Origin of the sequence: Aquimarina litoralis (assembly GCF_019295435.1) — a bacterium.
GTDB classification, from domain to species: Bacteria; Bacteroidota; Bacteroidia; order Flavobacteriales; family Flavobacteriaceae; genus Aquimarina; species Aquimarina litoralis_A.
This window is the reverse complement of record NZ_WEKL01000111.1, coordinates 37857-61746: the sequence shown is the minus strand read 5'-3', so window position 1 is coordinate 61746 and position 23890 is coordinate 37857. Positions and strand designations below refer to the sequence as shown.

The 23890-nt window shown below is 31.1% G+C and carries 23 protein-coding genes; 15 read left to right on the top strand and 8 right to left on the bottom strand.

The features are described from left to right. Positions 1–34 precede the first annotated feature (34 nt). Entirely contained in the window at positions 35–700 is a 666-nt protein-coding gene (locus GBO31_RS25515; protein ID WP_219011461.1) for a TetR family transcriptional regulator C-terminal domain-containing protein, read from the bottom strand. 256 nt (positions 701–956) lie between these two features. Here GBO31_RS25515 and htpG point away from each other — a divergent pair, with 256 nt between their 5' ends. Then, the gene (gene htpG / locus GBO31_RS25510) at positions 957–2843 is read left to right on the top strand and encodes a molecular chaperone HtpG (RefSeq protein ID WP_219011460.1); all 1887 of its coding nucleotides are present in this window, start codon (positions 957–959) and stop codon (positions 2841–2843) included. A gap of 128 nt (positions 2844–2971) precedes the next feature. Then, complete coding sequence (locus GBO31_RS27275) at positions 2972–3958, top strand: helix-turn-helix domain-containing protein (protein WP_281422493.1); 987 nt, start codon at positions 2972–2974, stop codon at positions 3956–3958. A gap of 104 nt (positions 3959–4062) precedes the next feature. Here the strand turns inward: GBO31_RS27275 and GBO31_RS25500 are convergent, their stop codons facing one another. Further along, a complete protein-coding gene (locus GBO31_RS25500) occupies positions 4063–4413 on the bottom strand; it encodes a hypothetical protein (RefSeq protein WP_219011459.1) in 351 nt (116 codons plus the stop codon). A gap of 403 nt (positions 4414–4816) precedes the next feature. After that, positions 4817–5236, bottom strand: coding sequence for a BLUF domain-containing protein (locus GBO31_RS25495; protein WP_219011458.1), 420 nt, complete (start codon positions 5234–5236; stop codon positions 4817–4819). A 276-nt stretch (positions 5237–5512) separates the two neighbouring features. Between GBO31_RS25495 and GBO31_RS25490 the strand changes: the two genes are divergently transcribed. From GBO31_RS25490 to GBO31_RS25470, 5 genes are all read left to right on the top strand, one after another. Then, the gene (locus GBO31_RS25490) at positions 5513–8788 is read left to right on the top strand and encodes a protein O-mannosyl-transferase family (protein ID WP_219011457.1); all 3276 of its coding nucleotides are present in this window, start codon (positions 5513–5515) and stop codon (positions 8786–8788) included. A gap of 185 nt (positions 8789–8973) precedes the next feature. Continuing rightward, positions 8974–9207 carry a thioredoxin family protein gene (locus tag GBO31_RS25485; RefSeq protein ID WP_219011456.1) on the top strand — a complete coding sequence of 78 codons (234 nt, stop codon included), beginning with the start codon at positions 8974–8976 and terminating at the stop codon, positions 9205–9207. Positions 9208–9271: 64 nt separating this feature from the next. After that, positions 9272–9994: a hypothetical protein gene (locus tag GBO31_RS25480; protein WP_219011455.1), complete on the top strand. Its 723-nt coding sequence runs from the start codon at positions 9272–9274 to the stop codon at positions 9992–9994. Positions 9995–10002: 8 nt separating this feature from the next. Then, on the top strand, positions 10003–10266 hold the full coding sequence (locus GBO31_RS25475) for a DUF2024 family protein (protein WP_219011454.1): 264 nt from the start codon (positions 10003–10005) through the stop codon (positions 10264–10266). 51 nt (positions 10267–10317) lie between these two features. Then, on the top strand, positions 10318–10926 hold the full coding sequence (locus tag GBO31_RS25470) for a MarR family winged helix-turn-helix transcriptional regulator (RefSeq protein ID WP_219011453.1): 609 nt from the start codon (positions 10318–10320) through the stop codon (positions 10924–10926). Between the two features lie 86 nt (positions 10927–11012). Here the strand turns inward: GBO31_RS25470 and GBO31_RS25465 are convergent, their stop codons facing one another. Further along, positions 11013–13271, bottom strand: a complete 2259-nt coding sequence (locus GBO31_RS25465) for a S9 family peptidase (protein ID WP_219011498.1) — start codon at positions 13269–13271, stop codon at positions 11013–11015. Between the two features lie 262 nt (positions 13272–13533). Between GBO31_RS25465 and GBO31_RS25460 the strand changes: the two genes are divergently transcribed. Continuing rightward, positions 13534–14382, top strand: coding sequence for a DUF6503 family protein (locus GBO31_RS25460; protein ID WP_219011452.1), 849 nt, complete (start codon positions 13534–13536; stop codon positions 14380–14382). A gap of 70 nt (positions 14383–14452) precedes the next feature. Here the strand turns inward: GBO31_RS25460 and GBO31_RS25455 are convergent, their stop codons facing one another. The 3 genes from GBO31_RS25455 to GBO31_RS25445 all read right to left on the bottom strand — a co-directional run bounded on the left by GBO31_RS25455 (position 14453) and on the right by GBO31_RS25445 (position 16836). Further along, the gene (locus tag GBO31_RS25455) at positions 14453–15670 is read right to left on the bottom strand and encodes a M12 family metallopeptidase (RefSeq protein ID WP_246615990.1); all 1218 of its coding nucleotides are present in this window, start codon (positions 15668–15670) and stop codon (positions 14453–14455) included. 242 nt (positions 15671–15912) lie between these two features. Next, complete coding sequence (locus tag GBO31_RS25450) at positions 15913–16155, bottom strand: hypothetical protein (protein WP_219011451.1); 243 nt, start codon at positions 16153–16155, stop codon at positions 15913–15915. 105 nt (positions 16156–16260) lie between these two features. Continuing rightward, the gene (locus tag GBO31_RS25445) at positions 16261–16836 is read right to left on the bottom strand and encodes a hypothetical protein (RefSeq protein ID WP_219011450.1); all 576 of its coding nucleotides are present in this window, start codon (positions 16834–16836) and stop codon (positions 16261–16263) included. Positions 16837–17016: 180 nt separating this feature from the next. Between GBO31_RS25445 and GBO31_RS25440 the strand changes: the two genes are divergently transcribed. Genes GBO31_RS25440 through GBO31_RS25430 form a run of 3 tightly spaced genes read left to right on the top strand, consistent with a single transcriptional unit; the run spans position 17017 to position 18440 of the window. Further along, entirely contained in the window at positions 17017–17478 is a 462-nt protein-coding gene (locus GBO31_RS25440) for a hypothetical protein (protein ID WP_219011449.1), read from the top strand. Continuing rightward, complete coding sequence (locus tag GBO31_RS25435) at positions 17478–17825, top strand: DoxX family protein (protein ID WP_219011448.1); 348 nt, start codon at positions 17478–17480, stop codon at positions 17823–17825. Before GBO31_RS25440 ends, GBO31_RS25435 begins: the two co-directional genes overlap by 1 nt. 12 nt (positions 17826–17837) lie before the next feature. After that, positions 17838–18440 (top strand): alpha-ketoglutarate-dependent dioxygenase AlkB, encoded by a 603-nt coding sequence (locus GBO31_RS25430; RefSeq protein ID WP_246615989.1) that lies wholly within the window; start codon positions 17838–17840, stop codon positions 18438–18440. A 35-nt stretch (positions 18441–18475) separates the two neighbouring features. Here GBO31_RS25430 and GBO31_RS25425 read toward each other — a convergent pair whose 3' ends face one another. After that, positions 18476–18895, bottom strand: a complete 420-nt coding sequence (locus GBO31_RS25425) for a MauE/DoxX family redox-associated membrane protein (RefSeq protein ID WP_219011447.1) — start codon at positions 18893–18895, stop codon at positions 18476–18478. A gap of 159 nt (positions 18896–19054) precedes the next feature. Between GBO31_RS25425 and GBO31_RS25420 the strand changes: the two genes are divergently transcribed. From GBO31_RS25420 to GBO31_RS25405, 4 genes are all read left to right on the top strand, one after another. Then, complete coding sequence (locus GBO31_RS25420) at positions 19055–19966, top strand: helix-turn-helix domain-containing protein (RefSeq protein WP_219011446.1); 912 nt, start codon at positions 19055–19057, stop codon at positions 19964–19966. 180 nt (positions 19967–20146) lie between these two features. Next, on the top strand, positions 20147–21082 hold the full coding sequence (locus GBO31_RS25415; RefSeq protein ID WP_219011445.1) for an alpha/beta hydrolase: 936 nt from the start codon (positions 20147–20149) through the stop codon (positions 21080–21082). Positions 21083–21123: 41 nt separating this feature from the next. Beyond that, the gene (locus tag GBO31_RS25410; RefSeq protein WP_219011444.1) at positions 21124–21930 is read left to right on the top strand and encodes a Cof-type HAD-IIB family hydrolase; all 807 of its coding nucleotides are present in this window, start codon (positions 21124–21126) and stop codon (positions 21928–21930) included. Positions 21931–22022: 92 nt separating this feature from the next. Continuing rightward, on the top strand, positions 22023–23831 hold the full coding sequence (locus GBO31_RS25405) for a peptidase M61 (RefSeq protein WP_219011443.1): 1809 nt from the start codon (positions 22023–22025) through the stop codon (positions 23829–23831). The last annotated feature ends 59 nt before the right edge of the window (positions 23832–23890 follow it).

The window sequence follows — 23890 nt, the reverse complement described above, 5'->3', positions numbered from 1 at the left end:
TCCTTTTCTATATTACAATTCGATTCGTATTCCCTTAATTCCACATTGACTTCTCTTTCCAAAGAAATTTCCCAAAGTCTAAAACACTACTCAAAGGAGTATTGTCAAACAAATCGAATATCGTATTCACCGATTTTTCAATCGCAATGTCAGTTTTTTCAAAACCAGCAGATTCATCATCCATCCAAAATTTCAATAAAAATAGAAACTGTAACCAAGCTCCTTCAGAATAGATTGAAACTGGGTTTTTAGCTATTCTAAATAATTTTTCGTCGTTGTCTATTTCAATTAATTCTTTAGCAAAATTCTTAATATGCTTTCTTAACCCTTTTAATTGTGTCAGGTTTTTGAGCGGCATATCATGATATTTTAAGCTTAATAACACATAACTTCTATTCAAGGTTAACAGCTCGAAAAAAGTAAAAAAGAAAGTCAGCATCTTATCTTTACTTGATAATCCACTATACTCTTTATTATTGTTCATAGCATCTATTGCCGTACTGAAAAAGGTATTCCAGATACCTTTATTCACACTATCTAAACTGCCAAAGAATTCATAGAACTCCTCTTCTTTTATCTTAGATGCTTTACAAAACTTATATACCGATCTTGGATATTCATCATGCTCAAGTACATAATTCATATACTTCGTAATTATAAATTGACTATCTACGGTCTGTTTTTTACTGGATGACGCCATAACTATTGATTTATAAGGTAAAGATAAACATTGTTTAACTTTTTTTAAAAAAACCTAAACAAAAAAATTGTTAAAGTTGTTTCATAAAAAATGAAACTTAAATCCCTCATATTTAAGTAGACGAAACTCTTGCTTAATACTTACGTTTAAGTGTATAAATTGAATACAATGTCAGTTTGTCAGCAATATAGAATTGGTACTTTTTTTGACCATTGTATGGACACAATAGTGATAATTAAAACAAAAACATAAAAAAATGGCAACAGGAAGTATTAATGTATCCGTAGAAAACATTTTTCCTTTGATAAAAAAATTCTTGTATTCTGATCATGAGATCTTTTTAAGAGAGCTCATATCGAACGCAACGGATGCTACATTAAAATTAAAGCACTTAACCAATATTGGAGAAGCCAAAATTGAATATGGCAATCCAATGATTGAAATTAAAGTTGATAAAGAAAATAAGCAACTTCGCATTATAGATCAAGGAATTGGTATGACTGCCGACGAAGTAGAAAAGTACATCAATCAAGTTGCTTTTTCTGGTGCCGAAGAGTTTTTGGAAAAATATAAAGATAGCGCTAAGGATTCTGGAATTATAGGACACTTTGGATTAGGTTTTTATTCTGCTTTTATGGTGGCCGAAAAGGTAGAAATCATTACAAAATCCTATAAAGAAGAACCGGCAGCTCATTGGATTTGTGACGGTTCTCCGACGTATTCGATAGAGGCGCATGATAAAGCTGAAAGAGGAACTGAAATTATATTACATATTGGCGAAGATGATTCTGAGTTCCTAGAAGACAGTAGAATTAGTGAACTTTTGGTTAAATACAATAAGTTTATGCCTATTCCGATCAAATTTGGAATGAAAACGGAAACTTTACCAAAACCTGAAGATGCTAAGGAAGAAGATCCTGCTCCTACTCAAGAGGTTGACAATATTATCAATAATCCCAATCCAGCTTGGACAAAACAACCAACTGAGCTAGAAGATGAGGATTATAAAAGCTTTTATAGGGAACTGTATCCAATGCAGTTTGAAGAGCCTTTATTTAACATTCATCTAAACGTAGACTACCCTTTTAACTTAACAGGTATTTTATACTTCCCAAAACTTGGGCAAGATATGAATCTACAAAAAGATAGAATTCAACTTTACCAAAACCAGGTTTTTGTAACGGACAATGTAGAAGGAATTGTACCAGAATTTCTTACTATGCTTCGTGGTGTTATAGATTCTCCAGATATTCCATTAAACGTATCTAGATCTTATTTACAAGCAGATGGAGCAGTAAAAAAGATCTCTAGCTATATTACACGTAAGGTAGCGGATAAATTAAATTCTTTATTTAAGAATGACAGAGAAGACTTTGAAAAGAAATGGAATGACATCAAAGTAGTTATCGAATATGGAATGTTATCAGAAGAAAAATTCTTTGAAAAAGCGGATAAATTTGCTTTATATCCAACCGTTGATGATACTTATTTGACTTTTGAAGAATTACAAGAAAAAATAAAGGAAAATCAGACCGATAAAGATGATAAACTTGTAGTTTTATACGCTTCTGACAAAGATGCTCAGCACGCATATATAGCGAGTGCAAAAGACAAAGGATATGAAGTATTATTGCTAGATTCTCCTATCGTTTCTCATCTAATTCAAAAACTAGAAACTAGCAAAGAAAATATCTCTTTTGTTCGTGTAGATGGTGATCATATTGATAACTTAATCAAGAAAGATGAAGAAACTATCTCCAAGCTTTCTGATGAAGAAAAAGAAGTTCTTAAGACAGATCTTGAAAAGGTTATCCCTACCTCAACATATACAGTGCAATTAGAGGCAATGGATAGTAATGCTTCTCCTTTTATGATCACGCAACCTGAATTTATGCGTCGTATGAAAGAGATGCAACAAACCGGTGGTGGTGGAATGAATATGTTTGGTAACATGCCTGAAATGTATAATTTGATTGTAAACACTAATCATGAACTGATAGGTCAAATAAAAGACACCAAAACCGATAAAAAGAAAGAGCGCCTAATCAAACAATCTCTGGATCTTGCGAGATTATCTCAGAATCTTTTGAAAGGTGAAGAACTTACAGAATTTATCAAACGTAGTTTCGATATGATCAAATAAGCAAAAGAGTACAAACTCTTTAAGAATATAATTAAAAACCGCTTTAAATTCTAAAGCGGTTTTTATTTTCTAAATACAAATATTACATATTTTAGTATTTTTACAATGTCGTCATATTTATAAAGCAGATGATCAAACAACTTTTTCTTTTCTTATTAATAGTTTTTATTAATTCAGATATTACTGGACAGGATATTGTTTCTGGATATATTTCTTTGGAAACTATTGAAAATTGGGAGCAAAAAGTACATTTGAGTAAAGTAGACTTAGACGAAACCAACAATAGTTATACATACACACCTATTGCATCTTCGGATATTTCGGAAAAAGGATATTTTTCTTTTGATCAAAAATGGTTTAGCGCTAAGGATCATTTATATAAAATAGAGCTCAATCCTATAAAAAAAATAATCAGCTCTAAGAAAGTCAAAAATTCTAAATTATTTATTTTATCTAATAACGATTCTATTCGTTTTGAAAAAGGAGTAGCTCCTTTTGAAAGCTATGTCACCAATAATAAAGCTGATAATGAATGGCAACAATTGAAAAAATTTGAGTCTAAGTTTGAAAGTTTGCATGATGATTTTGATACAGAAAAGTATCTTCTAAGAACCAAAGGCTATATTAAGGATTCACTACAAATACTTTTGGTAAAGTTGATAAGTATCAAAAAACTAGATGACAAAAAGTTATTAGAAAAAGATATTAAAGAGAATACAAATTATTATGCAGATCTTTTAAAAGAATTAAAATCGAGCGAAATTGATCCTGCTTTGTTCCTATATTTAGAAAACAAAATTTCATTGGTGCGTAAGGAGACTACTGAAAAAAAATACTCCATTAGCATGCTAATAAATGGTCTTGCAGGTATTGTTATTTTTGGACTTGTTCTGTTTATCATAAGAAAACGTAAAAAAGATCAGAACTCATCTTTGGCTATTCCTTTAAGCAAACAAGAAAACACTGTAAAAGAATTAATCTTATCTGGAAAAACAAATAAGGAGATTGCCAATGAACTTTTCATAAGCATCAATACCGTGAAAACTCATATCTCTAACATTTATAGCAAACTGAATATCAGTAGTAGAAAAGAATTATTGGTAAGAAACAAATAAGATCTTTAACTCAATTTAGATTAACAATAATCATAAAAAAACTCCTTCAAAATGAAGGAGTTTTTACTATGTCTTATATTTTTACTTTTTAGATACCCTATTACTTATGGTAATAAACTAGCTACAGCGTTTTTCTGAGTCATTTCAGTATTTTGTTTTGTATTCAAAACGTTCGTTAATCTTGTAGTCTTTCTAATATCTGTAGTAAAACCATTTTTTTCTAACAACGTCTGATAAAATTCAGTCTTAGTAGTATTCTTATTAGATGCTACTTCTTTTTTGTTTTCTTTAATAGTAATATCAAAGTTATTTGCCTTTACCAATGCTTTGAAAAAATCAGTTTTTGAACTTTTCACATTTACCGAAGAAACAGTAGCTTCTTCATTTGCAACTTCTTGTGCTGTTATTGTTAGTGTAGAAAATAAAACTGCGATTGTAAAAATTAAAGTTCTCATAGTATTGGGGGCTTAAAGTTACTTTGATTGACTGATGTAAATTTATGATGAAAAAACATTGGAATAAAATGTTTTAGAAACTTTTAGACAAAGTGGTTTTTAAAGTCGATGAAATACACAAATTTTACGGTTTTACCGTACAAAAAAGATGTATTTTTAACTATTTTGTAGGATTTTAAACCGTAAAAACGAATATAAAACCATTAAAAATGAGCATATAACCCAAATAAATCGATGTAATACATGTTTTTAAGAAATAATTAATAGGTATTAATAAAAATAACTTAAACACATAGTATCGGAAGATAATTTACCAGAAACTTGTAGTTATTTTATCCATGTTCTTTCTATATCGATTAGATACAAACTTCGAATATTTTCAATATGCCTGATTGGTATTATATTATGTACTAAACAAATTATGTGCTTTCTCAATAAAGGTTTCGTGAGTGCTATAATCCGAAGTATTATTCTCAATAAGACTAAATAGATCAGATAATGAGCTATTGGTATTGTTATTATGGATATAACTGAAGTTAAATCTTTCGAATTTTTTATTAGCTTTCTTTATTTCAAAAATTTTCAAAATATTACAATGTCTTCTATCTAATTTTATTTTAGTAAATAAATTTTTTATATCATTAGAACTTCCTTCTATAATTTGAAAAAAAGTGCCATCGATATAAATTAGAAGACCTCCAATACCATTTTTATTATTAGTAGTTTTAGTATGGATCATTAGCTCTTCTATCTCTTCTTCATCTAACTTAACCGCATTGCTGATATAGCTAATCGTAGTAATTTCATTGGGACTATTCATCATGTAGGTATAACCTTATTCAGGTTTTATTTTAGGGATTATACTTAACAAAAAGTGTTTGACTATCTTCAACAATTTAACAAAATAAAGCGGAAATTTCCCTTTAATTTAAGATTTTTAACGACTGTTTAACCTTTTTGAAAAGATTAATTATTAGGCTTAAATCCCTTTAAACACATAAAATCATACGGGTACTAGTACCTTTTTACAACGCTTTCCGCTGTTCTTTTTTTCATTTTTAAAGTTCATTTGATGTTCCAAATAAGATGGGTAAATCACATGAATATTATACTATTTAAAAAACTGAATCTTATCCTTGGTTGGATGGTTTTCATGATTTCATTATTGGTCTACATTAATACCGTAGAACCAACAAACAGTTTTTGGGATGTAGGAGAATACATAGCAACTTCTTCCAAATTACAAATCGGGCATCCACCAGGCGCGCCATTATTTCAGATGATCGGTGCTTTTGCTTCTACTTTTGCTGCAGATCCTAAACAAATAGCTTATACGCTAAACATAACATCAGCTTTAGCAAGTGCTTTTACTATCTTATTCATGTTTTGGTCAATTACTATGCTGCTCAAAGACTTGGCTGTGCGCACAGCACGTTTAACAAAAAATACAGCTATCACTATATTAGGAAGTGCAATTACAGGATCGTTAGGTTTTGCCTTTACTGATAGTTTCTGGTTCAATGCCGTAGAAGCCGAAGTATACGCCATGGCAACTCTAATTCTTTCTATCATGTTTTATTTGGGATTATTATGGCAACGGGATATGCATACTCCAAAAGGAAACAGATGGATTATTTTAATTGCTTTTATAATTGGTTTATCCTTTGGTGTTCATTTTATGGGATTATTATCCATTCCTGCCATTGGACTACTCTACTACTTTAAAAATTATAAAACAATTACCTTTAAAAATTTTATAGTTGCAAATATCATAGTTGTTGCTATACTTCTATTTATTTTTAAAATACTCATACCGTATACATTAACTTATATAAGTTTTTCAGAAATATTTTTTGTTAATTCTATTGGACTTCCTTTCCATTCAGGAACCATCATAGCGGTTTTGAGTATTGCTACAGCTTTTTATATAGGACTAAAGTATACCCGGAAGAAAGTATATCCTTTACTACACACTTCATTACTATGTATTGTATTTATTTTAATCGGTTTCTCTAGTTGGTTAATGATTCCTGTAAGAGCTAACGGCGGAACCGTAATTAACGAGAATAACCCAAACAATGCTAGAGAATTATTGGCCTACTATAACTTAGAACAGTATCCTAAAACTTATCTCTTTTATGGGCCGCAATTTTCAGAAATCTATGGTAATCTAGATGAAAATGAACCCTATTTAGATGACAAGCCTAAATATGAGAAAGATTCAAAATCTGGAAAATATGTTATAGTCAATGATTGGAAAAATGCAAGGCAAAACCTAGACAATACCCATAAAACTTTGCTACCGAGAATGTGGAGCACCGAACATATCAGCAATTACATGATTTATAGCGGACCTTTAGAATTTTCCATAAAAACAGAATTCCAAGATGAAAAAGAACTTATCGATACTGTTGTAGACTTTCGTAAAAAATATGCTTCTGGAGAATTAGACAACAGCGATTATCATAAATTTTTAGAGTCATTTGGCCAGTTCTTAGATATTAAACCTCCCTCTTTTTGGGATAATGTATCTTATTTATTTGAGTATCAAATAAACTATATGTATTGGAGATACTTTATGTGGAATTTTGTTGGTAGACAAGATGATGTTCAAGGAAAACTATCTGATTTACATGGTAATTGGCTTAGCGGAATCCCTATTGTTGACAAGTACCACCTTGGTTCTCAAGACAATTTACCATCAGATGCAGCGAATAACAAGGCAAGAAATACTTATTATTTCCTTCCGCTTATTTTAGGTTTAATTGGATTGGTATTTCAGTTTCGAAATGATAAAAAAACCTTTTGGGTACTTCTGGTATTCTTTTTATTTACGGGTTTATCTTTAAAAATATATCTTAATGAAAGGCCTTTTGAACCTAGAGAACGGGATTATGCATTGGTTGGTTCATTCTATGTATTTGCTATTTGGATCGCATTTGGCGTTTTTGCTCTTTTTGACTTATTTAAAAACTATTTAAATTCAAAATACGCTTCTTATCTGGCGATCACTATTTCGTTATTAGGAGCACCTTCGATATTGATAGCACAAAATTGGGATGACCATGATCGTTCTAATCGATATACCGCTACATCCTCTGCACAAACTTACCTGTCCTCATGTCAAAAAGATGCTATCCTGTTTTCTATTGGAGATAATGATAGTTTCCCTTTATGGTATTTACAAGAAATAGAAGGATACCGAACGGATATTCGAATTCTTATTACCAATCTTCTAGCTACAGATTGGTATGTGGATCAAATGAAAAAAGCTGCTTATAATGGAAAACCTGTTCCATCTGGACTAAAGCATAAATTTTATGCTTACGGAAACAATGATGCTATTTTCTTTAAAGAAGTTACTAAAGATACTATGCTCATTAAAAACTGGATGCGATGGATATCATCAGATGATCCGAGAACAAAGGGAGAACTTATGAATGGAAAAGTTGTATCTACATTTCCTACGAAAAGCATACGAATCCCAGTAGACAAGGAAAAAGTAATTAAAAATGGCATTGTTTCTGAGAAAGATTATGATAAAATTGTTCCATATATAGATATACATCTAAAAGGGAATTACATTGCTAAGCATAGACTGATGATGCTTGATATTATTGCCAATAATGATTGGGAACGTCCTATTTATTTTACAGGAGGTAGTTTTGGGGATGACGATTATATATGGATGAAAGATTACTTACAATTGGATGGTATGACCTATAAACTTGTTCCCATTGAAACTAAAGTAAATCCATCAAACCCGTATGAATTAGGAAGAGTGAATACGGATGTTATGTATCAGAATGTTTTAAACTGGGATTGGGGAAATGGAGATAGTACAGAGATTTATCATGACACAGAAACTAGGCGAAATGGCATCTCATACAGAACTAACCTCAGCCGATTAGCAGAACAACTAATCAAAGAAGATCAATCACTTAAAGCGGAAGAAATATTGGATCTGGGACTAGAGAAATTTCCATTAGAATTTTATGAATACTATACGCCATTACATGATTTCATCGATAACTATTATCAGATTAACAAAAATGAGAAGGCAAGATCTTTATGGAAACAAGTAGCTACTAAATATCAAGAAAAGTTGATCTATTTTTCTGGCTTATCTTATGAAAAGCAATACAAGCATTTCGAAAATATTATGGACAATGTAACGTATTATAGAGATCTGATAGATACACTAGCTACTCACAAAGATGATGAGTTAATCGATCAAGAAATTGATACTTTTAATAAATACATCAACCTATTTCCTCGATTTTTCGCAAAACAAGACAGATCTAAACCCAATTCCGATTCAGAAAATGATGAAAATTTACTAAAGGAATTAGGATTAGAACAGGAATTGGAATAATGGTCATATCAAGCCTATTTTGTGATAAACTAACTTCATACTTAAAAAAGATTTAAACGAATCTAATCCTCTTTTATCAAATTGAAGTATAGCATAAGAATGTTAAATTTATTTAAAAATTTATTTTAGTTAGGAATCCTTACTATATTTGTTGTGAATTAATTTAAACCATAAATACAATTACAATGAGTAAATCAATTTTTTATCACGCTGGATGTCCTGTTTGTGTGAGTGCAGAACATGACATCATCAATCTAATAGGTGCTCCTAATGTTGAAATCATACATCTCGGAGAAGAACACTCCAGAATTAGTAACGCTGAAGCATCAGGTGTACAATCGGTCCCAGCACTTATTACTCCAAATGGCAATGTTTTGCATATCAATTTTGGTGCATCTATTACCGATCTTAAAAAGTAAAAAAATTTAAATCAAATAGTTAGGATTCCTAATAAAATCCTAACTATTTTAATACTTAAAAACCATGAAGTATTTATTATTACCAATCATTACATTTCTAGGTTATAGTTTGTATCATAACAAAGATTACAAAACCTACAATACTGATGATTTCAAAGTTATTGAAACCAATGTTACTCATTGGAAAGAATTATCGACCACTATTTGGGAGATTAAAGTAAAGGGAAAAGCAGGTGCTACGACTCCGCAACCAGCTGGACAGCTTCATAATGCTCCAGTATTAGGTTATGTTTTCCCTACGACATTACAACCTAACGATGTTGGTTTTAGTCATACAGAAGGGATTGTTGCGCTGGCGTTAACATCACATCCGGATTTTGACGATACTCCTTTATGGGATGAAAATCTTGATAACAATTACAATAATGACGGTGTTGTATGGCATCCACATTGGGTAGTTCTACAAAAAGATGATAGAGTTAAAGGAGGATTATCAGTCAAACAATTCCAAAAGGGTGATCCTTCAGTAAAGCTTCCTCCAACAAACCCAGGTATGCCTATGTTTATGGATTCTCCAGGATTTCAAGTTATTACAGAAGGAAATACTATAAAAGTAGTAATACCTGATTATAGAATTAATTATAAAACAAATTTCAAGTTTGATGCTGTTACTGCATTTATGCAAGTAAATACGATGCAAAATGATCTTCCTATGCTTGGTGTTTATGAAGTATATAGCGTTTTAAGTAAGGATCTTTCACTTCCTAATAAAGTACAATTAAAATAATAAAAAATATGAAAATAGCAGTATGGGATACGTATGTAAACCGAATGGATGGTTTATCAATGCATTTCGATATTTTGGTTCCGGATCATATAACAGATGAAAACAAAATACTAGCATATGGCAGGAAATATCTTGACACAAAAACCTTTAAAACTGGTAAACTGACTTCTAATGAATGTAAGTTCTGTCATATTCAGAAAGCTCCAAATGGCATGATTGAAGATATAGAAGCCAATGGATATAGTATTTTTGAAATGGAAAATTGTAATTAGATATAATTAATTAGGATTGCTAACTTTGGAAAGTTAAAATTCCTATGAAATATGAACAAAAGTATTTTTAATATTCCTTTTCAACATGACGATATAAATGCGAAAACTGTCATTGGTTTAGAGCGAATTTCAGAAGCTTTTAGGGCATTGTTATGGGAACATGCAAAAGAAGTAAAGCTAAGTCCTATACAAATACAAATACTAATTTTCGTGGCCTATCACGATGATAAATTATGTACAGTAAGTCATTTAGCAAAAGAATTCAATCTAACCAAACCGACTATCAGCGATGCGGTAAAAGTTTTGGAACTAAAGGAGATGATTTCAAAAAACAAAACCTCAGCTGATAGCAGAAGTTATTTTATCAGTTTAACTAAAGATGGTAAAGAGAAGGTTTCCCAAACAGAACTTTTTGCGAACCCGATCAAAAAACAAATTGCTAAGTTAACCACAGAAGAACAAGAATCGCTTTTTGGCACTATTAGCACTTTGATTCATAAGCTTAATGCATCTGGTGTGATTACTGTCCAAAGAACCTGTTATGCCTGTAAGTATTATGAAGTACATAATTCCAATAATGGTTATTGCAATCTTATACAAAAGGATATTGTATCCAAAGCAATCCGATTGGATTGCCCAGAATTTGAAGAAAAATCATAAAAAAACCTCCTGACCCAAGTTTTCAGGAGGTTTTACTATATTTCAAAGAAGATAATAAGTCCCGTTCTTCTAAGAAATAAATAGAATTATCCTTTTACAGGTTTTGTTTTATTTTCACCTATATGTTTTGCATAGAATCCCATCATAGCTTTATACATTTCTACAGAATTTTCTTCTTTTGCAAAACCATGTCCTTCATCATACTTTACCATATACGGTACATCAAACCCTTTATCTCGTAATGCTTTAACGATCTGATCTGACTCGTCTATATTTACTCTAGGATCGTTCGCTCCTTGTACTACAAATAGAGGTTTCTTGATTTTATCAATTTGGTACACTGGAGAAACTTCTTCCATAATTACTTTCTCTTCAGCTACCTCTTCATCATACCAGATTTCTTTGATAATCTTTAAATAAGGTTTCCAATATGGTGGAATTGTTTTCATAAAGGTAAATAAGTTAGATACTCCAACGTAATCTACTCCACAAGCATATAAATCAGGTGTCTTTGTTAACCCTCTCAAAACGGCATATCCTCCATGACTACCACCATAAATAGCTACTCGGTCTTTATCCACCCAACCTTGATCAATTACATATTGCAGACCATCTTCTACATCATCCATAGCTTTTCTACCGATTTGTTTGAATCCAGATTCTAAGAACTCTCTACCATACCCTCCAGAAATTCTAAAATTCACTTGTAAGGTTGCATATCCTCTACTAGCAAATAATTGAGATTCTGGATTGAATCCCCAAGAATCTCTGACTCCTTGAGGTCCTCCATGTGGATTCACGATTAGTGGTACTTTTTTACCTTGAATAGCTTCTTTAGGTAGAGTGATATATCCATGAATAGTTAAACCATCTCTACTTTTAAAAGTAATTGGTCGCATTTCTGCCATATCATTTTCCTTCAGCTGTGGCATTAAATTATACAATAACTTAAATTCATCTTTTTTAGCATTGTAAGAATAATAAACACCATATAGTTTATCACTTTGTAAGAAAATCAAATACTTATCTTCTTCATCTGTTTTTCCAGTAATAGAGTATTGATGATCAGGGAACTTCTTAGTAATCTTAGCGTGTAATTTTTTATAATAATCACTTACTGGTACTACTACTGTCTTTTCTCCTTCATATGAGAAATAATCTAATTCGTATCCTCTTTTTCTAGATATTGAAAGGTTAGACACATCATATTTATCATTAGAGAATAATTTCTTGATTACTTTATCTTTTTTCAAATCATACAAATAGATTTGCGCTTTATCCGTATCTAAATTAGAAACCACATATGCATCATGTGGATTATCTGTGGAGTAATCGTAATCTAGAATAGAAAATGAATCTTTCCAGTTCATTTTTTTAAGTATTTCATACTTTCCATCTTCTTTTGCATAATAGAAGTCTACATTTACTCCATCTCTAATCTTTCCGTACCCTTTTAGTTTCCCATCTTTATCAAAACTATACCCTGCTATAGGATTTGCAGCATCCTCATTGGTAAACAATTGTTTAATCTCTCCAGTGATGATATTGATTTTATAAGGCTCAAAAATCTGTTTATTATTTTTATTCATAGAAATGATCAAGTGATCTTTGTCTTCTTTCAGGCCTTCTAATATATTTACCTGTACACCTTCATATGGAGTTAATTCTTTTTGATCAGTTCCATCGATATTTGCAGCAAAAAGGTGGTAATCTTCATTTCCTCCTTTATCCATTACATATACCAATCTTTCGTTATTAGCCCAACCGTATCCACGAATTAATTCTTCCTTTTCTTCTATAACACGTGTTACTTTTTCGGTTGCAATTTCCTTTACATAAACATGGTTTTTACTATTTGCATCTTTCTCTCTATAAGAAAGGTATTTTCCGTTTGGAGAAAACTGAAAACTTCTCGCCTTTGGTCTCGCAAAATAATCTTCTACTGAATATTTATAATTGCCTTTATCCAGACTTGCCATGTTTCCTAATGCTGAATCTGAAGAGACCAATGCTGGATTTCCCGGTATTGTCTTTTCTGATCTCTCCATTTCTAGGGGTAATTCCATTCCTCCTTGGTAGAAAGTTCCTTTTAGTTTGTTATTGTCTAAAGATGCTACATATTTGATCCCTGCTTGTTTGAAAGTCAACGTTAATTGATTGTTTTCAAAAACTGTAGAATCCATTGGAATTCCAGTTGCTCCTTGTGATGGGCTGTCCATTGTTGAAGCTAGTGCTCCATCCTGTTTTTCAATATGAAATACTAAAGGCACTTCTGTTCCTTGTACGGACAATTTTCCTTTCCATGTTCCTATAGCTTCTTGAGCATATGTTTGGACAAATGACATACATAGTATGATCAAACATAGTCCCCAAATTCTTTTTGATAACTGTTTCATATAACTTTTGTTTAGATTGATGAATATTATTTAGATATATGGAATTAGTAATCAATCAGACAATTTTGTTACATCTTTTAAAAAATTTAACACATTAAAACTATGATAACTTATTACTTTTCTTAAGGTGTTTTCTGTTACAATTTTCATAAAGATTATAGTACTACTCATGCATTTCTTATTTTAGTTTGCTAACACAAATAACCTCATTATGAAAAGAATTTTGTATGTATTTATAGCTTTAGGTATACTGAGTTGTAATCAGAAAAAAAAGGAAGAAAGTACTACTCCTGAAGTAATTGAAAAGACTGAAAAAATTCCTGTGGAGCCTGATTCAGGAATTGGCAATGGAACACCATCTCTTACTGATCATTTTATTCAAGGTATCGAAAAAGCTCATAAAAAAGAAAGGTTCTTAAACCACAAAGCTGTAAGCTTTGATATAAAAATTATATTTAATGGGAAAGAACATCTTGAGGGAAAAATCACGATGCTAACCAATTCGACCAAAATTAAGATCGATAAAAAAGATGGTAGCCAACTCGTTTATGATGGAGAAAATGTGTATTTACAGCCAGCAGATGCTAATGATCAAGGTGCGCGATTTGATATGTTTACTTGGACTTACTTCTTTGGATTGCCATATAAACTAAGTGATCCTGGTACGAAGTGGGAAATGCAAGAAGATCGTGTACTCAATAATATTACGCATAGCACTGCAAAGTTAACTTTTGAAGCAGGAATAGGAGATGCACCAGATGATTGGTATGTTGTTTATGCAGATCCTGTTGCAAAATCACTTCAAGCAGCCGCTTATATAGTAACTTTTGGAAATGATGGAGATATTTCTAAAGCAGAAGCTGATCCTCATGCTATTCATTACAAAGATTTTAAGACGATAGATCAGATTCCTTTTGCAACGAAATGGGAGTTTTATGGTTGGACTTCAGAAAAAGGAATGACCGATCAATTAGGTGAAGCAACTATTAGTAATATTGCTTTTATTGAAAACGAAGGAAACTTATTTGACGATCCAGAAAACTCTAAGATTATCGAATAATTATATATAATAATTAAAAAACACCGCAATTATGCGGTGTTTTTTTGTCTACAGGTTTAATAAAATCAGTCTATAACCCTGAAATTACAAATTCTTCCCAAGCTCCTATGGCTGTTCTATTACAAGTCATTGGTGTCGCACCATTTTCTGAACTTATATACTTACCATTATTACCTTTTAATGCGTATTTATTTCCGCTTATGTTTTCTAATGTAAATCGCTCCCAAGCTCCTATTTGGGTTCTATTGCAGGTAATTGGTTTTGAACCATTTTCACTGCTTACATATTTACCATTATTCCCTTTCAAAGCAATCTTACCTCCACTAAGCGTGATGATTTCAAATTTTTCCCAACCTTGAGCAGCATCTCTATTGCAATTCATTGGATTACTGCCATTTTCACTACTTACATATTTATTATTATTTCCTTTTAAAGTAATAGTCTCTCCCGATGAACTTGGCGGATACATCTTATTAATTCCATCAACATCGCTATTAGACAATCCATTTCGTTGTGCATTATATGTATTCCCATTTAGTCTTGTGATAGTAGGTTTTCCATTTTTGGAAAACGCATAGGAACCATACATCATGATACTACCTAAATCCAAACTAGAAGTATACTCATTCCCATCTTGTCCTTGCTCTGTATATGTTCTGAAATTAAATTCTCTCCCGTCTTGTATGTTCTCATATAAGACATTGATGTATTGATCTCTATCTTTCCTACTTTGTTCATGCCATAATCCTATAGCGTGACCAATTTCATGAATGGTATTTCCAGTGGAGCAAGCATTTGCTAGGGTGATATCTTGTCGTCCTCCAATTCTACCTACATATGAAGAACATCCTGATCCTTTCTTAAAATAAACGTAATTGGCTTGGTTGGTTCTCCTTACAAAATTCAATGAAGTTTTGGACTCCCAATGAGCAATAGCATTCGTAATACGAGCTTGATTAGGCATTCCATTCTGAATGGAATAGTATACCGTATTATTGGGCCATCTACCTCCTACTCTTCCAACTCCTTTGTTAGTTTCGGATAGTAATACTTTAATATCCCCTTCTAATATATAATGCTTATTGATACTTTCTACATCCACTTCTTCTCCATCTAATAAAATTTGAAGTAGTTCTCCTGTTTCATCTGGATAGGCTTGTTCTAGTACAAAATCTTCATAAAGATTCTGTTGATCATTGGATTCAAATTCCTGAGATTCACAAGAAATAAATAGTGTATTCGTGAGCATAAGAAATAATCCCACAAATAGTGCGAAGTAATTTTTCATGGTTGAGTTTGTGTTAGGTATAAAAGTCTACACAATAGTATCGATTTCCATTCATACTTTTATTCATAAAATACTAAGTGCTTTGAAACCATTAAAAAACGATATGTATAAAAAAGTATTCGTTTTGTATAGTCTAAAAAAACTATGAAATCCTATAAAGAAAACTGGAGAAGATAAATATTAGCCGTGGTATTCTTAGAAAAATTTATTAGATATCATTTCTATCATATACTGGCTTTTATTTAAGATAAATAAGGATGATAGATTCCTGATAAATACCATTTTCCTTCTCTGAAATAGAAGTAAAATTCATAATAGGGATCTTCATCGCTACCCATATTATCAAAAACAACAAAAAGCCTAAACCTTACTTCTTTCTCTCTTACTAGGTATTTTGGATATTCTTTTGACAAATCATCATCAAAAACGGTTATCAAATCGTTATCCAATTGCCATTTCTCTCTATCCGAAATACCTGTATGCACTTGATCTATTCGTTGGTAATAAAATCCTCTTTTCAGATAAGGTTTATAGACTCCAGATTTTGGTATATCCGAGTATCCTAAATTACTTTTAATTGCTTTATAAGTCTAAAGAGTATCTAATAGTCCTTTAACGTCATAATAATTCTTGTACGTTTTTTCTAAATCTTCTGTAATAGTAATACGTAAATGGTCACTTCCCGAAGTTCCTAGTAGACAATGAACAGGTTCATTTGGATATATAAAATTATTTAATGTTCGAAAATCTCTGATTTTTAGTGCATTGATAAATGTTTCCATTTGCATTAAGAATAAGTCTGTGTTTTTACTATCCGTTGTCATCAAATTGGTTTGTGATCCAAATACCCACCCTATAGTATCTTTATATTTAATTTGATACCAATAATCTATATATCCTCTTGTAGTATCTATATTGCTAGTATCTAGTACTACACATCGATTCCCTTGATTAAGTTTTAAGACTACTTTGCCTTTCTTTGGATAATCCCTTACCCAAATATTATCTCCAATAATAGTCAGTGTTTTTTGCTTCGATGGGCTGATTACAACTGGAGTTTTCTCCTGTTCTATAGTATTTGCTTTATAGTTCTTTTTGCAACCAGTAAAGATTACAAAAATCAATAAAAATAGTAAGGATATCTGTTCTGTCTTTTTATTTAGCATAACATCGAAAAACACTTTTCACATCTCTAAATTAAAGTTTATTTAAAGCTTCTTATACCCAGTTTACCGTGAAAACTTCTTTTACTATTTACAGCACGTTAAAATCCATCATTCTAATCCGATTTTTTTGTATCTTTAATACTCTCGCAAATCAGTAGGCACTAATTAAAATTGAATCTCATGACACCGTTATTTAAAAAACTACAGCTTCCACCTTCCCTTGATGAAATTTTAATCTTAAATGAACCTGAAGGTTTTTGCAAGGAATTAGATTGTTTAAAAGATGTTATGATTAAAGAATCTCTTATACAGGTATCTGAAGTTGATTTTGCATTAGTTTTTGTAACCGAAAAAAGACAGATTGAGAATCGAATAGAAACTGTATACCCTAAGTTAGTTGGGGATGCAATTTTATGGTTTGCCTATCCCAAAAAAAGTTCTAGAAAATATAGTTCTGAAATTACAAGGGATTATGGTTGGGGAGTTTTAGGAGATTATAATTTAGAAGCTGTGAGACAAGTTTCGATCGATGAAGATTGGAGTGCTTTACGATTTAGAAAAGTAGGTTTTATAAAAAAAATGACACGAAACAAAGATTTTGCACTAAGTAGTGCTGGTAAAGAAAAAACTACTGGTTTTTAATGAATTGGCATTTATTTCTTTTATCAGGTATTTTTAGTTTAGCAGGTATTTTTCATTTTATAAAACCGAAAGCTTTTATGAGAGTAATGCCCTTGTATATTCCATTTCATAGACAACTTGTTTATATGAGTGGTCTAACTGAGATTATTGCAGGAATTGGATTATTATTCATAGAAACCAGATTCATTTCCGCTTGGGGAATAATATGTATGCTTATCCTTTTCTTTCCCGTACATATACACATGTTGGTTAATGAGAAAGCCGGTTTAAAATTGCCAAAGTTTATTTTAGTCTTAAGGTTATTACTTCAATTTGGTTTGATATATTGGGCATATTTATATACCTAAACATTATATATTTTGGATCTTTTCTCTTCTCAGAATGAACAAATACCTTTAGCGTTGCCAGATGGTGAGGCATATTACTATCCAGAATTTTTTAATAAAAAAGAAGCTGATCAATTATTTGAAATTTTAAGTCAATCTATTTCTTGGCAACAAGATGACATCAAAGTGTTTGGCAAAGTATATCCACAACCACGTCTTACAGCACTATATGCTAGTAATAATAGAACCTACACCTATTCCAATATTACTATGCAGCCTCATCAATTTACAAAAGAGTTGTTAGCTATCAAGAAAAAAGTAGAACAAATTACCTCAGAACATTTTACTACTTGTTTACTTAACCTATATAGAGATGGTCAAGATAGTAATGGATGGCACTCGGATAATGAAAAAGAATTAGGTCCAAATCCTACAATTGCATCTGTTAGTTTTGGAGAAGATAGATGGTTTCATTTTAAACATAAAACTAAAAATCTAAAGCAAAAAATCTTATTGCAACATGGTAGTTTATTACTTATGAAAGGCACCACACAAGAAAACTGGTTGCATCAAATTCCAAAATCAAAAAAAATTACAAAACCTAGAATTAATTTAACGTTCCGAATTATTAAATAAAGCTCCTTGGAAGTAAATTCAAACAATTAACGTCCTTAAAATAATATGGTTTTATATAAATCTCTGGAGTAATCCATCGATTTTAAATTGTAATTATGTTTTTTCAAAAGTAGTAATGTAACCATAAAGAAAAACATATGTAATGCTGATAAAACTGGGAAGTTTGCATCCAATAAAAAAATGGAAATAAAAGCAAACAAAAATAAGGAACAGATCAAAACCTCTTTAGTAAAAACGCCAAGTATTAAGAACATTCCTAAAATGAATTCTTCAAAAGGAACCAAAGGAGCTAGTGCTTCGATAAAATCGTAATTAAATAATTCTGAAGTCTTAAAATACATCTCTATTTCTACTAAGAAATCAGTATATATTAATACGTTATAAATGGCGTGCAATGTTAAAAAAACGCCCAATAGCCCCCTAATTGCTGTATACAAATACACCTTGAATTTCATATTGATTTGTGCGAAAATTTAGCCTGCAAAAATACATGACTAGTGCTACCTGTTACTTGTAGAATTTTACAAACAACTTGTACAATCAAAACATAACATGTTAATTATCAGTTAATTTTGATAATTTTCACTGTAATTTACAAGTATAAAACTGCTCCTGTGTTTGATTTTATTTTTGTAACTTTAAAACAAAAGAAAGAATTGATTATGAATCGTTATACCTTACATGAAACTTTTGTTGTACATCAATATGCATTTGACAAATGGGAAGCGGAGCCACATAATCATAATTATTTCGAGATTATTTTTGTTGAAAAAGGGAGCGGTTATCACACTATAAACGGTATACGATTTCGTTATAAAAAAAATGATATTTTCTTATTAGCTCCAGAGGATACACATCACTTTGAAATAGAAAAACACTCCGGATTTACTCATTTTAAATTTACCGAACTTTTATTTTCGAGTAAAGTCAACTTACCCGATAGGAAATACTGGTTGCAGAGAATTGAACAACTTTTGCATCATCCTAATATTATCCCTGGTGATGTTATTTCTCACGAAGAAGATCGAAGTATTATATGGGATATTCACAATGTGGTAATGGAGGAGTTTAAAAATGAAAAAATCTATTACCAAGAAATTATTTCCAACGCCATAAGTACCATATTAAGTATTATCGTTCGCAATATTTCAGATAAATACAGTAGTCATGAGAGGAATGTATCTATCAATGATTCTCGAATTGATCAAATATTAAGTCATATACGACAAAATGTATATGACAATGATTTGACCAAGATTAGTTATATGGCGGATAAATTTAATATGTCTCAAAGCTCGATAAGTACTTATTTTAAGAAAGCAACTGGAGAATCTATTCATCAATATGTCACTAAGTACAAAATGAAATTAGTAGAATATCGACTTCAAAATACTGAATTCACTATTGCAGAAATTGCCTATCAGTTAGGCTATACTGATGAGAGTCATCTTACCAAAACCTTTAAGAAATACTTTTCTATGTCTCCCAAACAATACAGAAAAGATTTGGCTACAGTAAATGATTAAAATGTATTTATTCTAACATACTATTTAAGAATTTAGTTAGTAACATTTCTTCATTTTATATGTAAACTTGTTGTTTTAAACTATTTTAACTAAGAATATTTTACAAAAAGAGTTTACCTATAAAAATATGGCAATATATTTGACGTTTCATACATACAATAGTTGTAAACCCCATTATATATGAAAATACGATTTTCCATTTTACTGATCATTCTTACTTCTTTTTGTTTTGGGCAGGAAAAAGAAGAAAAAGAATATAATTCTGCGATTGTAAGAGTAAATCGTTTTATTGAAGGTACCCTTGCTACACCCTACTCTGATGACAGTGTACCTTTGATAATTTTCATTATGGATGCTGGAGCCATAAACCGAGAAGGAAATGACCGAATGTCTAAAAATGATGCTTTCAAATTGTTAGCTATTGAACTTGCAAAACAAGGTATTGCTTCGTATAGGTATGACAAAAGGCTATTTAAAATTGATGCATATGGTATACGCGAGAATGAACTTTCCATAGATCATTTTATCAAAGATGCAGAAGATATTGTTAGTTACTTTCAACAAAATGGAAATTACTCAAAAATTATTTTAGCAGGTCATGGACAAGGATCTTTAGTAGGTATGGTAGCCGCTAAAAACAATGTAAATGGGTTTATATCAATTGCAGGAAATGCCCAATCTATTGATCAAATAGTTGTTCAACAATTAGAAAAGCAAGCTCCTGGATTGGACAAAAGTGCAGCGGTAGCTTTCTCAGATCTAAAAGAAAAAGGAAGGGCTATAAATTATGACCCTGCTTTAGAATCTATTTTCGGATATCAATTACAACCCTTTATGAAATCCTGGTTAAAGTATACTCCTTCTGAAGAAATTCAAAATTTAGACATTCCTATTTTAATACTGCAAGGCGATAAAGATCTACAGGTAGAGGTCTCTGAAGCTGAGAAACTAAAAGAAGCGATGCCTAATGCAGAATATGCAGTCATCGAAAACATGAATCATATCCTTAGAAAAATAGAAGGTAGTAGACTAGAAAATCATAAATCTTATAATGAGTATTGGTTAGAAATCATGCCTGAAGTTATTACAACTATTGTTAAGTTCGTAAAAAATTAGCTACCTTTAAAAAAAGAATTGCTAACCCTAATTTCTCAGAATTGAATTTACCCAGTATTGTATTTTCTGATATTGATGGTACCCTATTAAATGCTGAAAGAGAGCTTTCGGATTTTACCATTTCAGAAATAAAAAGAATAAAAGATACGATTCCAGTCATATTGATTTCTTCTAGAATGCCAAGCGCTATGAAACACCTTCAGGAAGAGCTAGATATTTCTAACTCTCCTTTAATTTGCTATAATGGAGGACTTGTCATAGTAAATAATCAGGTAATTCATTCTACCTTTATTGAACCTGATATTATTAGTGAGTTAGATCACTTTAATGAGGATAAGTCTTTTCATATAAGTTTATATCATAATGATGACTGGTTTGTTCCCGAAATGGACTTCTGGGCAAATAGAGAAGCTCAAAACACCAAAGTAATACCAGTTGTAAAACCTACTCGAGATGTTATCAATGATTGGACTTTACATAACATAGGGGCTCATAAAATCATGTGTATGGGTGATGAAAAATATATCGATAAAGCCTTTAATTTTTTAGAAAATAATTTTAGTAACAAATTACATTTATACAGATCTAAACCAACTTATATTGAAATTGCTCATAAAAGTATTTCAAAATTAACTGCAATAGAATTGCTTTTAGATACTCATTATAAAATCTCCATATCAGAAGCAGTAGCTTTTGGTGATAATTATAACGATATTGCTATGATAAAAGCCGTTGGTACTGGAGTTGCTGTTGCTAATGCCAAACCAGAAACCTTAAAAATTGCTGATGTAGTTACCTTATCTGGAAAAGAAGATGGAGTAGCTACTTATATTAAAAACAATATCTAATACTTGTGCTAAGACAAATTAACGTAATAAGAACTTTTGTTCTTTATAGTATATTGCTACACTTTATTGTAGGCTGTAAATCTGTAGAGCCTGTGATAAAGTTAGATACTACACCAGTTATAGCTTCAATGGATTTAGTAAATATTATAGAAGACAAAGTGCCTGTAGAACTAAAAATCAGCAATATCTCTACAGATACTATCAGCTATTATTTACCAAAAATTGTTCCAGGAACTTACCAAAATAATGATTACGGAAAGTATATAGAACAGTTTAAAGCTTTTGACAAGGAAGGAAACGAACTTAAGGTTGAAAAACTTGATAACAATCGATGGAAAATAGGTAACTCCAAAAGTTTAAACAAGATTACATACTTAGTTAATGACACTTTTGATATTGAAGAAACTCATGAAGTTTTTTCCGCAACAGGCACAAATATTGCTCAAAATGAAAACTTTATTCTTAACCTTTATGCATTTGTAGGTTATTTTGGGAATATGAAGGAAAAGAAATACAATCTTTTCATAAAACATCCAATAGATTTGGAAGCTTCTACTTCGCTAACTGAATATTTACCAAAAGAACCATTAGCAGGTGCTATCTATGATACTGATGTTTTTATTTTTAAAAGATACGCTGACCTAGCGGATTCTCCAATTATGTATTCTGTTCCTGATCGAGTAACCTTTACTATTAATGACATTGAAGTTTTATTAAGTGTTTATTCTCCAAACAAAGTGCATAGAGCGGCTCAGTTAATGCCCCAAATGGAGCGTATGATTAGAGCACAAAAAAACTTTTTAGGGTATATTGACACTACAAAAAAGTATAGTGTTTTATTATATCTATCATCTGCTAAAAGTAATGACGCCAAAGGTTTTGGTGCCTTAGAGCATAATACATCCACTGTAGTAGTATTGCCAGAATCTATTCCTTTGAAATTATTAAATGAATCCCTAACTGATATTGTATCGCATGAATTCTTTCATATTGTAACTCCGCTAAACATTCACTCAGAAGAGATACATCATTTTGATTACAACAATGCAAAAATGTCAAAACACCTTTGGTTGTATGAAGGAACAGTTGAATATTTTTCATTACTATTTCAAATTAATCAAGCGCTAATAACTAAAGAAGAGTTTTTTGAAAGAATTCTTGAAAAAATAAATAACTCGAAGAACTTTGATGATACACTCTCGTTTACGGAAATGAGTGAAAACATACTACAAGAGCATTACAACGAAAATTATGCTAATGTTTACGAAAAAGGAGCGCTTATTTCTATGTGTATAGATATTATTATGCGCGAAAAAAGTTCTGGAGCTTATGGTATTTTAGATCTCGTTAAAGGATTATCAGGTAGATTTGGTAGTGAGACACCGTTTAAAGACGAGGAACTTCTTGGAATCATAGAAGAAATCTCTTTTACAGAAGTTACTGATTTCTTAAATGCTCATGTAGTAAACAACATTCCAATAGACTATGGATTTTATCTAAAAAAAGTTGGGTTAATTTATAATACTGTTGAAGTCCCCTCTGGTTATTTTATTTATGAGCAAGAACCATTTATTAAAGGTTCTGAAGCTACAAAAAAAGTGGTTTTTACAGAAGGTGTAGAGCGTAGTAACTTCCTAAGAAAAGCTGGTATTAGAAAAAATGATATTCTATTAGGCATTAATGAAAAGAAATATACTATCAAAAACATCTATGATTTGTTTAGTGATTCAAACAAATGGAATGTTGGAGACGATATTCTTTTTATCATAGAACGAAATAATCAAATACTACGATTTAACTCTAAAGTAATCACTCCAACGGTAGAAAAAATAATGCTCGAAGAAAACCCAAACGCAACTTCCCAGCAAATTGATAACTTAAAAAGTTGGGTTAACGATTAAACGTATAATTTACTTGTTTGTGTTTATTTCAAAAATTGTATTTTGCAAGACATCTCATA

Bases quoted from the DNA above. Each gene is read 5' to 3' on its own strand.
- GBO31_RS25515 (WP_219011461.1), bottom strand. From the start codon at position 700: ATGGCGTCATCCAGTAAAAAACAGACCGTAGATAGTCAATTTATAATT.
- htpG (WP_219011460.1), top strand. From the start codon at position 957: ATGGCAACAGGAAGTATTAATGTATCCGTAGAAAACATTTTTCCTTTG.
- GBO31_RS27275 (WP_281422493.1), top strand. From the start codon at position 2,972: ATGATCAAACAACTTTTTCTTTTCTTATTAATAGTTTTTATTAATTCA.
- GBO31_RS25500 (WP_219011459.1), bottom strand. From the start codon at position 4,413: ATGAGAACTTTAATTTTTACAATCGCAGTTTTATTTTCTACACTAACA.
- GBO31_RS25495 (WP_219011458.1), bottom strand. From the start codon at position 5,236: ATGATGAATAGTCCCAATGAAATTACTACGATTAGCTATATCAGCAAT.
- GBO31_RS25490 (WP_219011457.1), top strand. From the start codon at position 5,513: ATGAATATTATACTATTTAAAAAACTGAATCTTATCCTTGGTTGGATG.
- GBO31_RS25485 (WP_219011456.1), top strand. From the start codon at position 8,974: ATGAGTAAATCAATTTTTTATCACGCTGGATGTCCTGTTTGTGTGAGT.
- GBO31_RS25480 (WP_219011455.1), top strand. From the start codon at position 9,272: ATGAAGTATTTATTATTACCAATCATTACATTTCTAGGTTATAGTTTG.
- GBO31_RS25475 (WP_219011454.1), top strand. From the start codon at position 10,003: ATGAAAATAGCAGTATGGGATACGTATGTAAACCGAATGGATGGTTTA.
- GBO31_RS25470 (WP_219011453.1), top strand. From the start codon at position 10,318: ATGAACAAAAGTATTTTTAATATTCCTTTTCAACATGACGATATAAAT.
- GBO31_RS25465 (WP_219011498.1), bottom strand. From the start codon at position 13,271: ATGTCATTTGTCCAAACATATGCTCAAGAAGCTATAGGAACATGGAAA.
- GBO31_RS25460 (WP_219011452.1), top strand. From the start codon at position 13,534: ATGAAAAGAATTTTGTATGTATTTATAGCTTTAGGTATACTGAGTTGT.
- GBO31_RS25455 (WP_246615990.1), bottom strand. From the start codon at position 15,670: ATGAAAAATTACTTCGCACTATTTGTGGGATTATTTCTTATGCTCACG.
- GBO31_RS25445 (WP_219011450.1), bottom strand. From the start codon at position 16,836: ATGCTAAATAAAAAGACAGAACAGATATCCTTACTATTTTTATTGATT.
- GBO31_RS25440 (WP_219011449.1), top strand. From the start codon at position 17,017: ATGACACCGTTATTTAAAAAACTACAGCTTCCACCTTCCCTTGATGAA.
- GBO31_RS25435 (WP_219011448.1), top strand. From the start codon at position 17,478: ATGAATTGGCATTTATTTCTTTTATCAGGTATTTTTAGTTTAGCAGGT.
- GBO31_RS25425 (WP_219011447.1), bottom strand. From the start codon at position 18,895: ATGAAATTCAAGGTGTATTTGTATACAGCAATTAGGGGGCTATTGGGC.
- GBO31_RS25415 (WP_219011445.1), top strand. From the start codon at position 20,147: ATGAAAATACGATTTTCCATTTTACTGATCATTCTTACTTCTTTTTGT.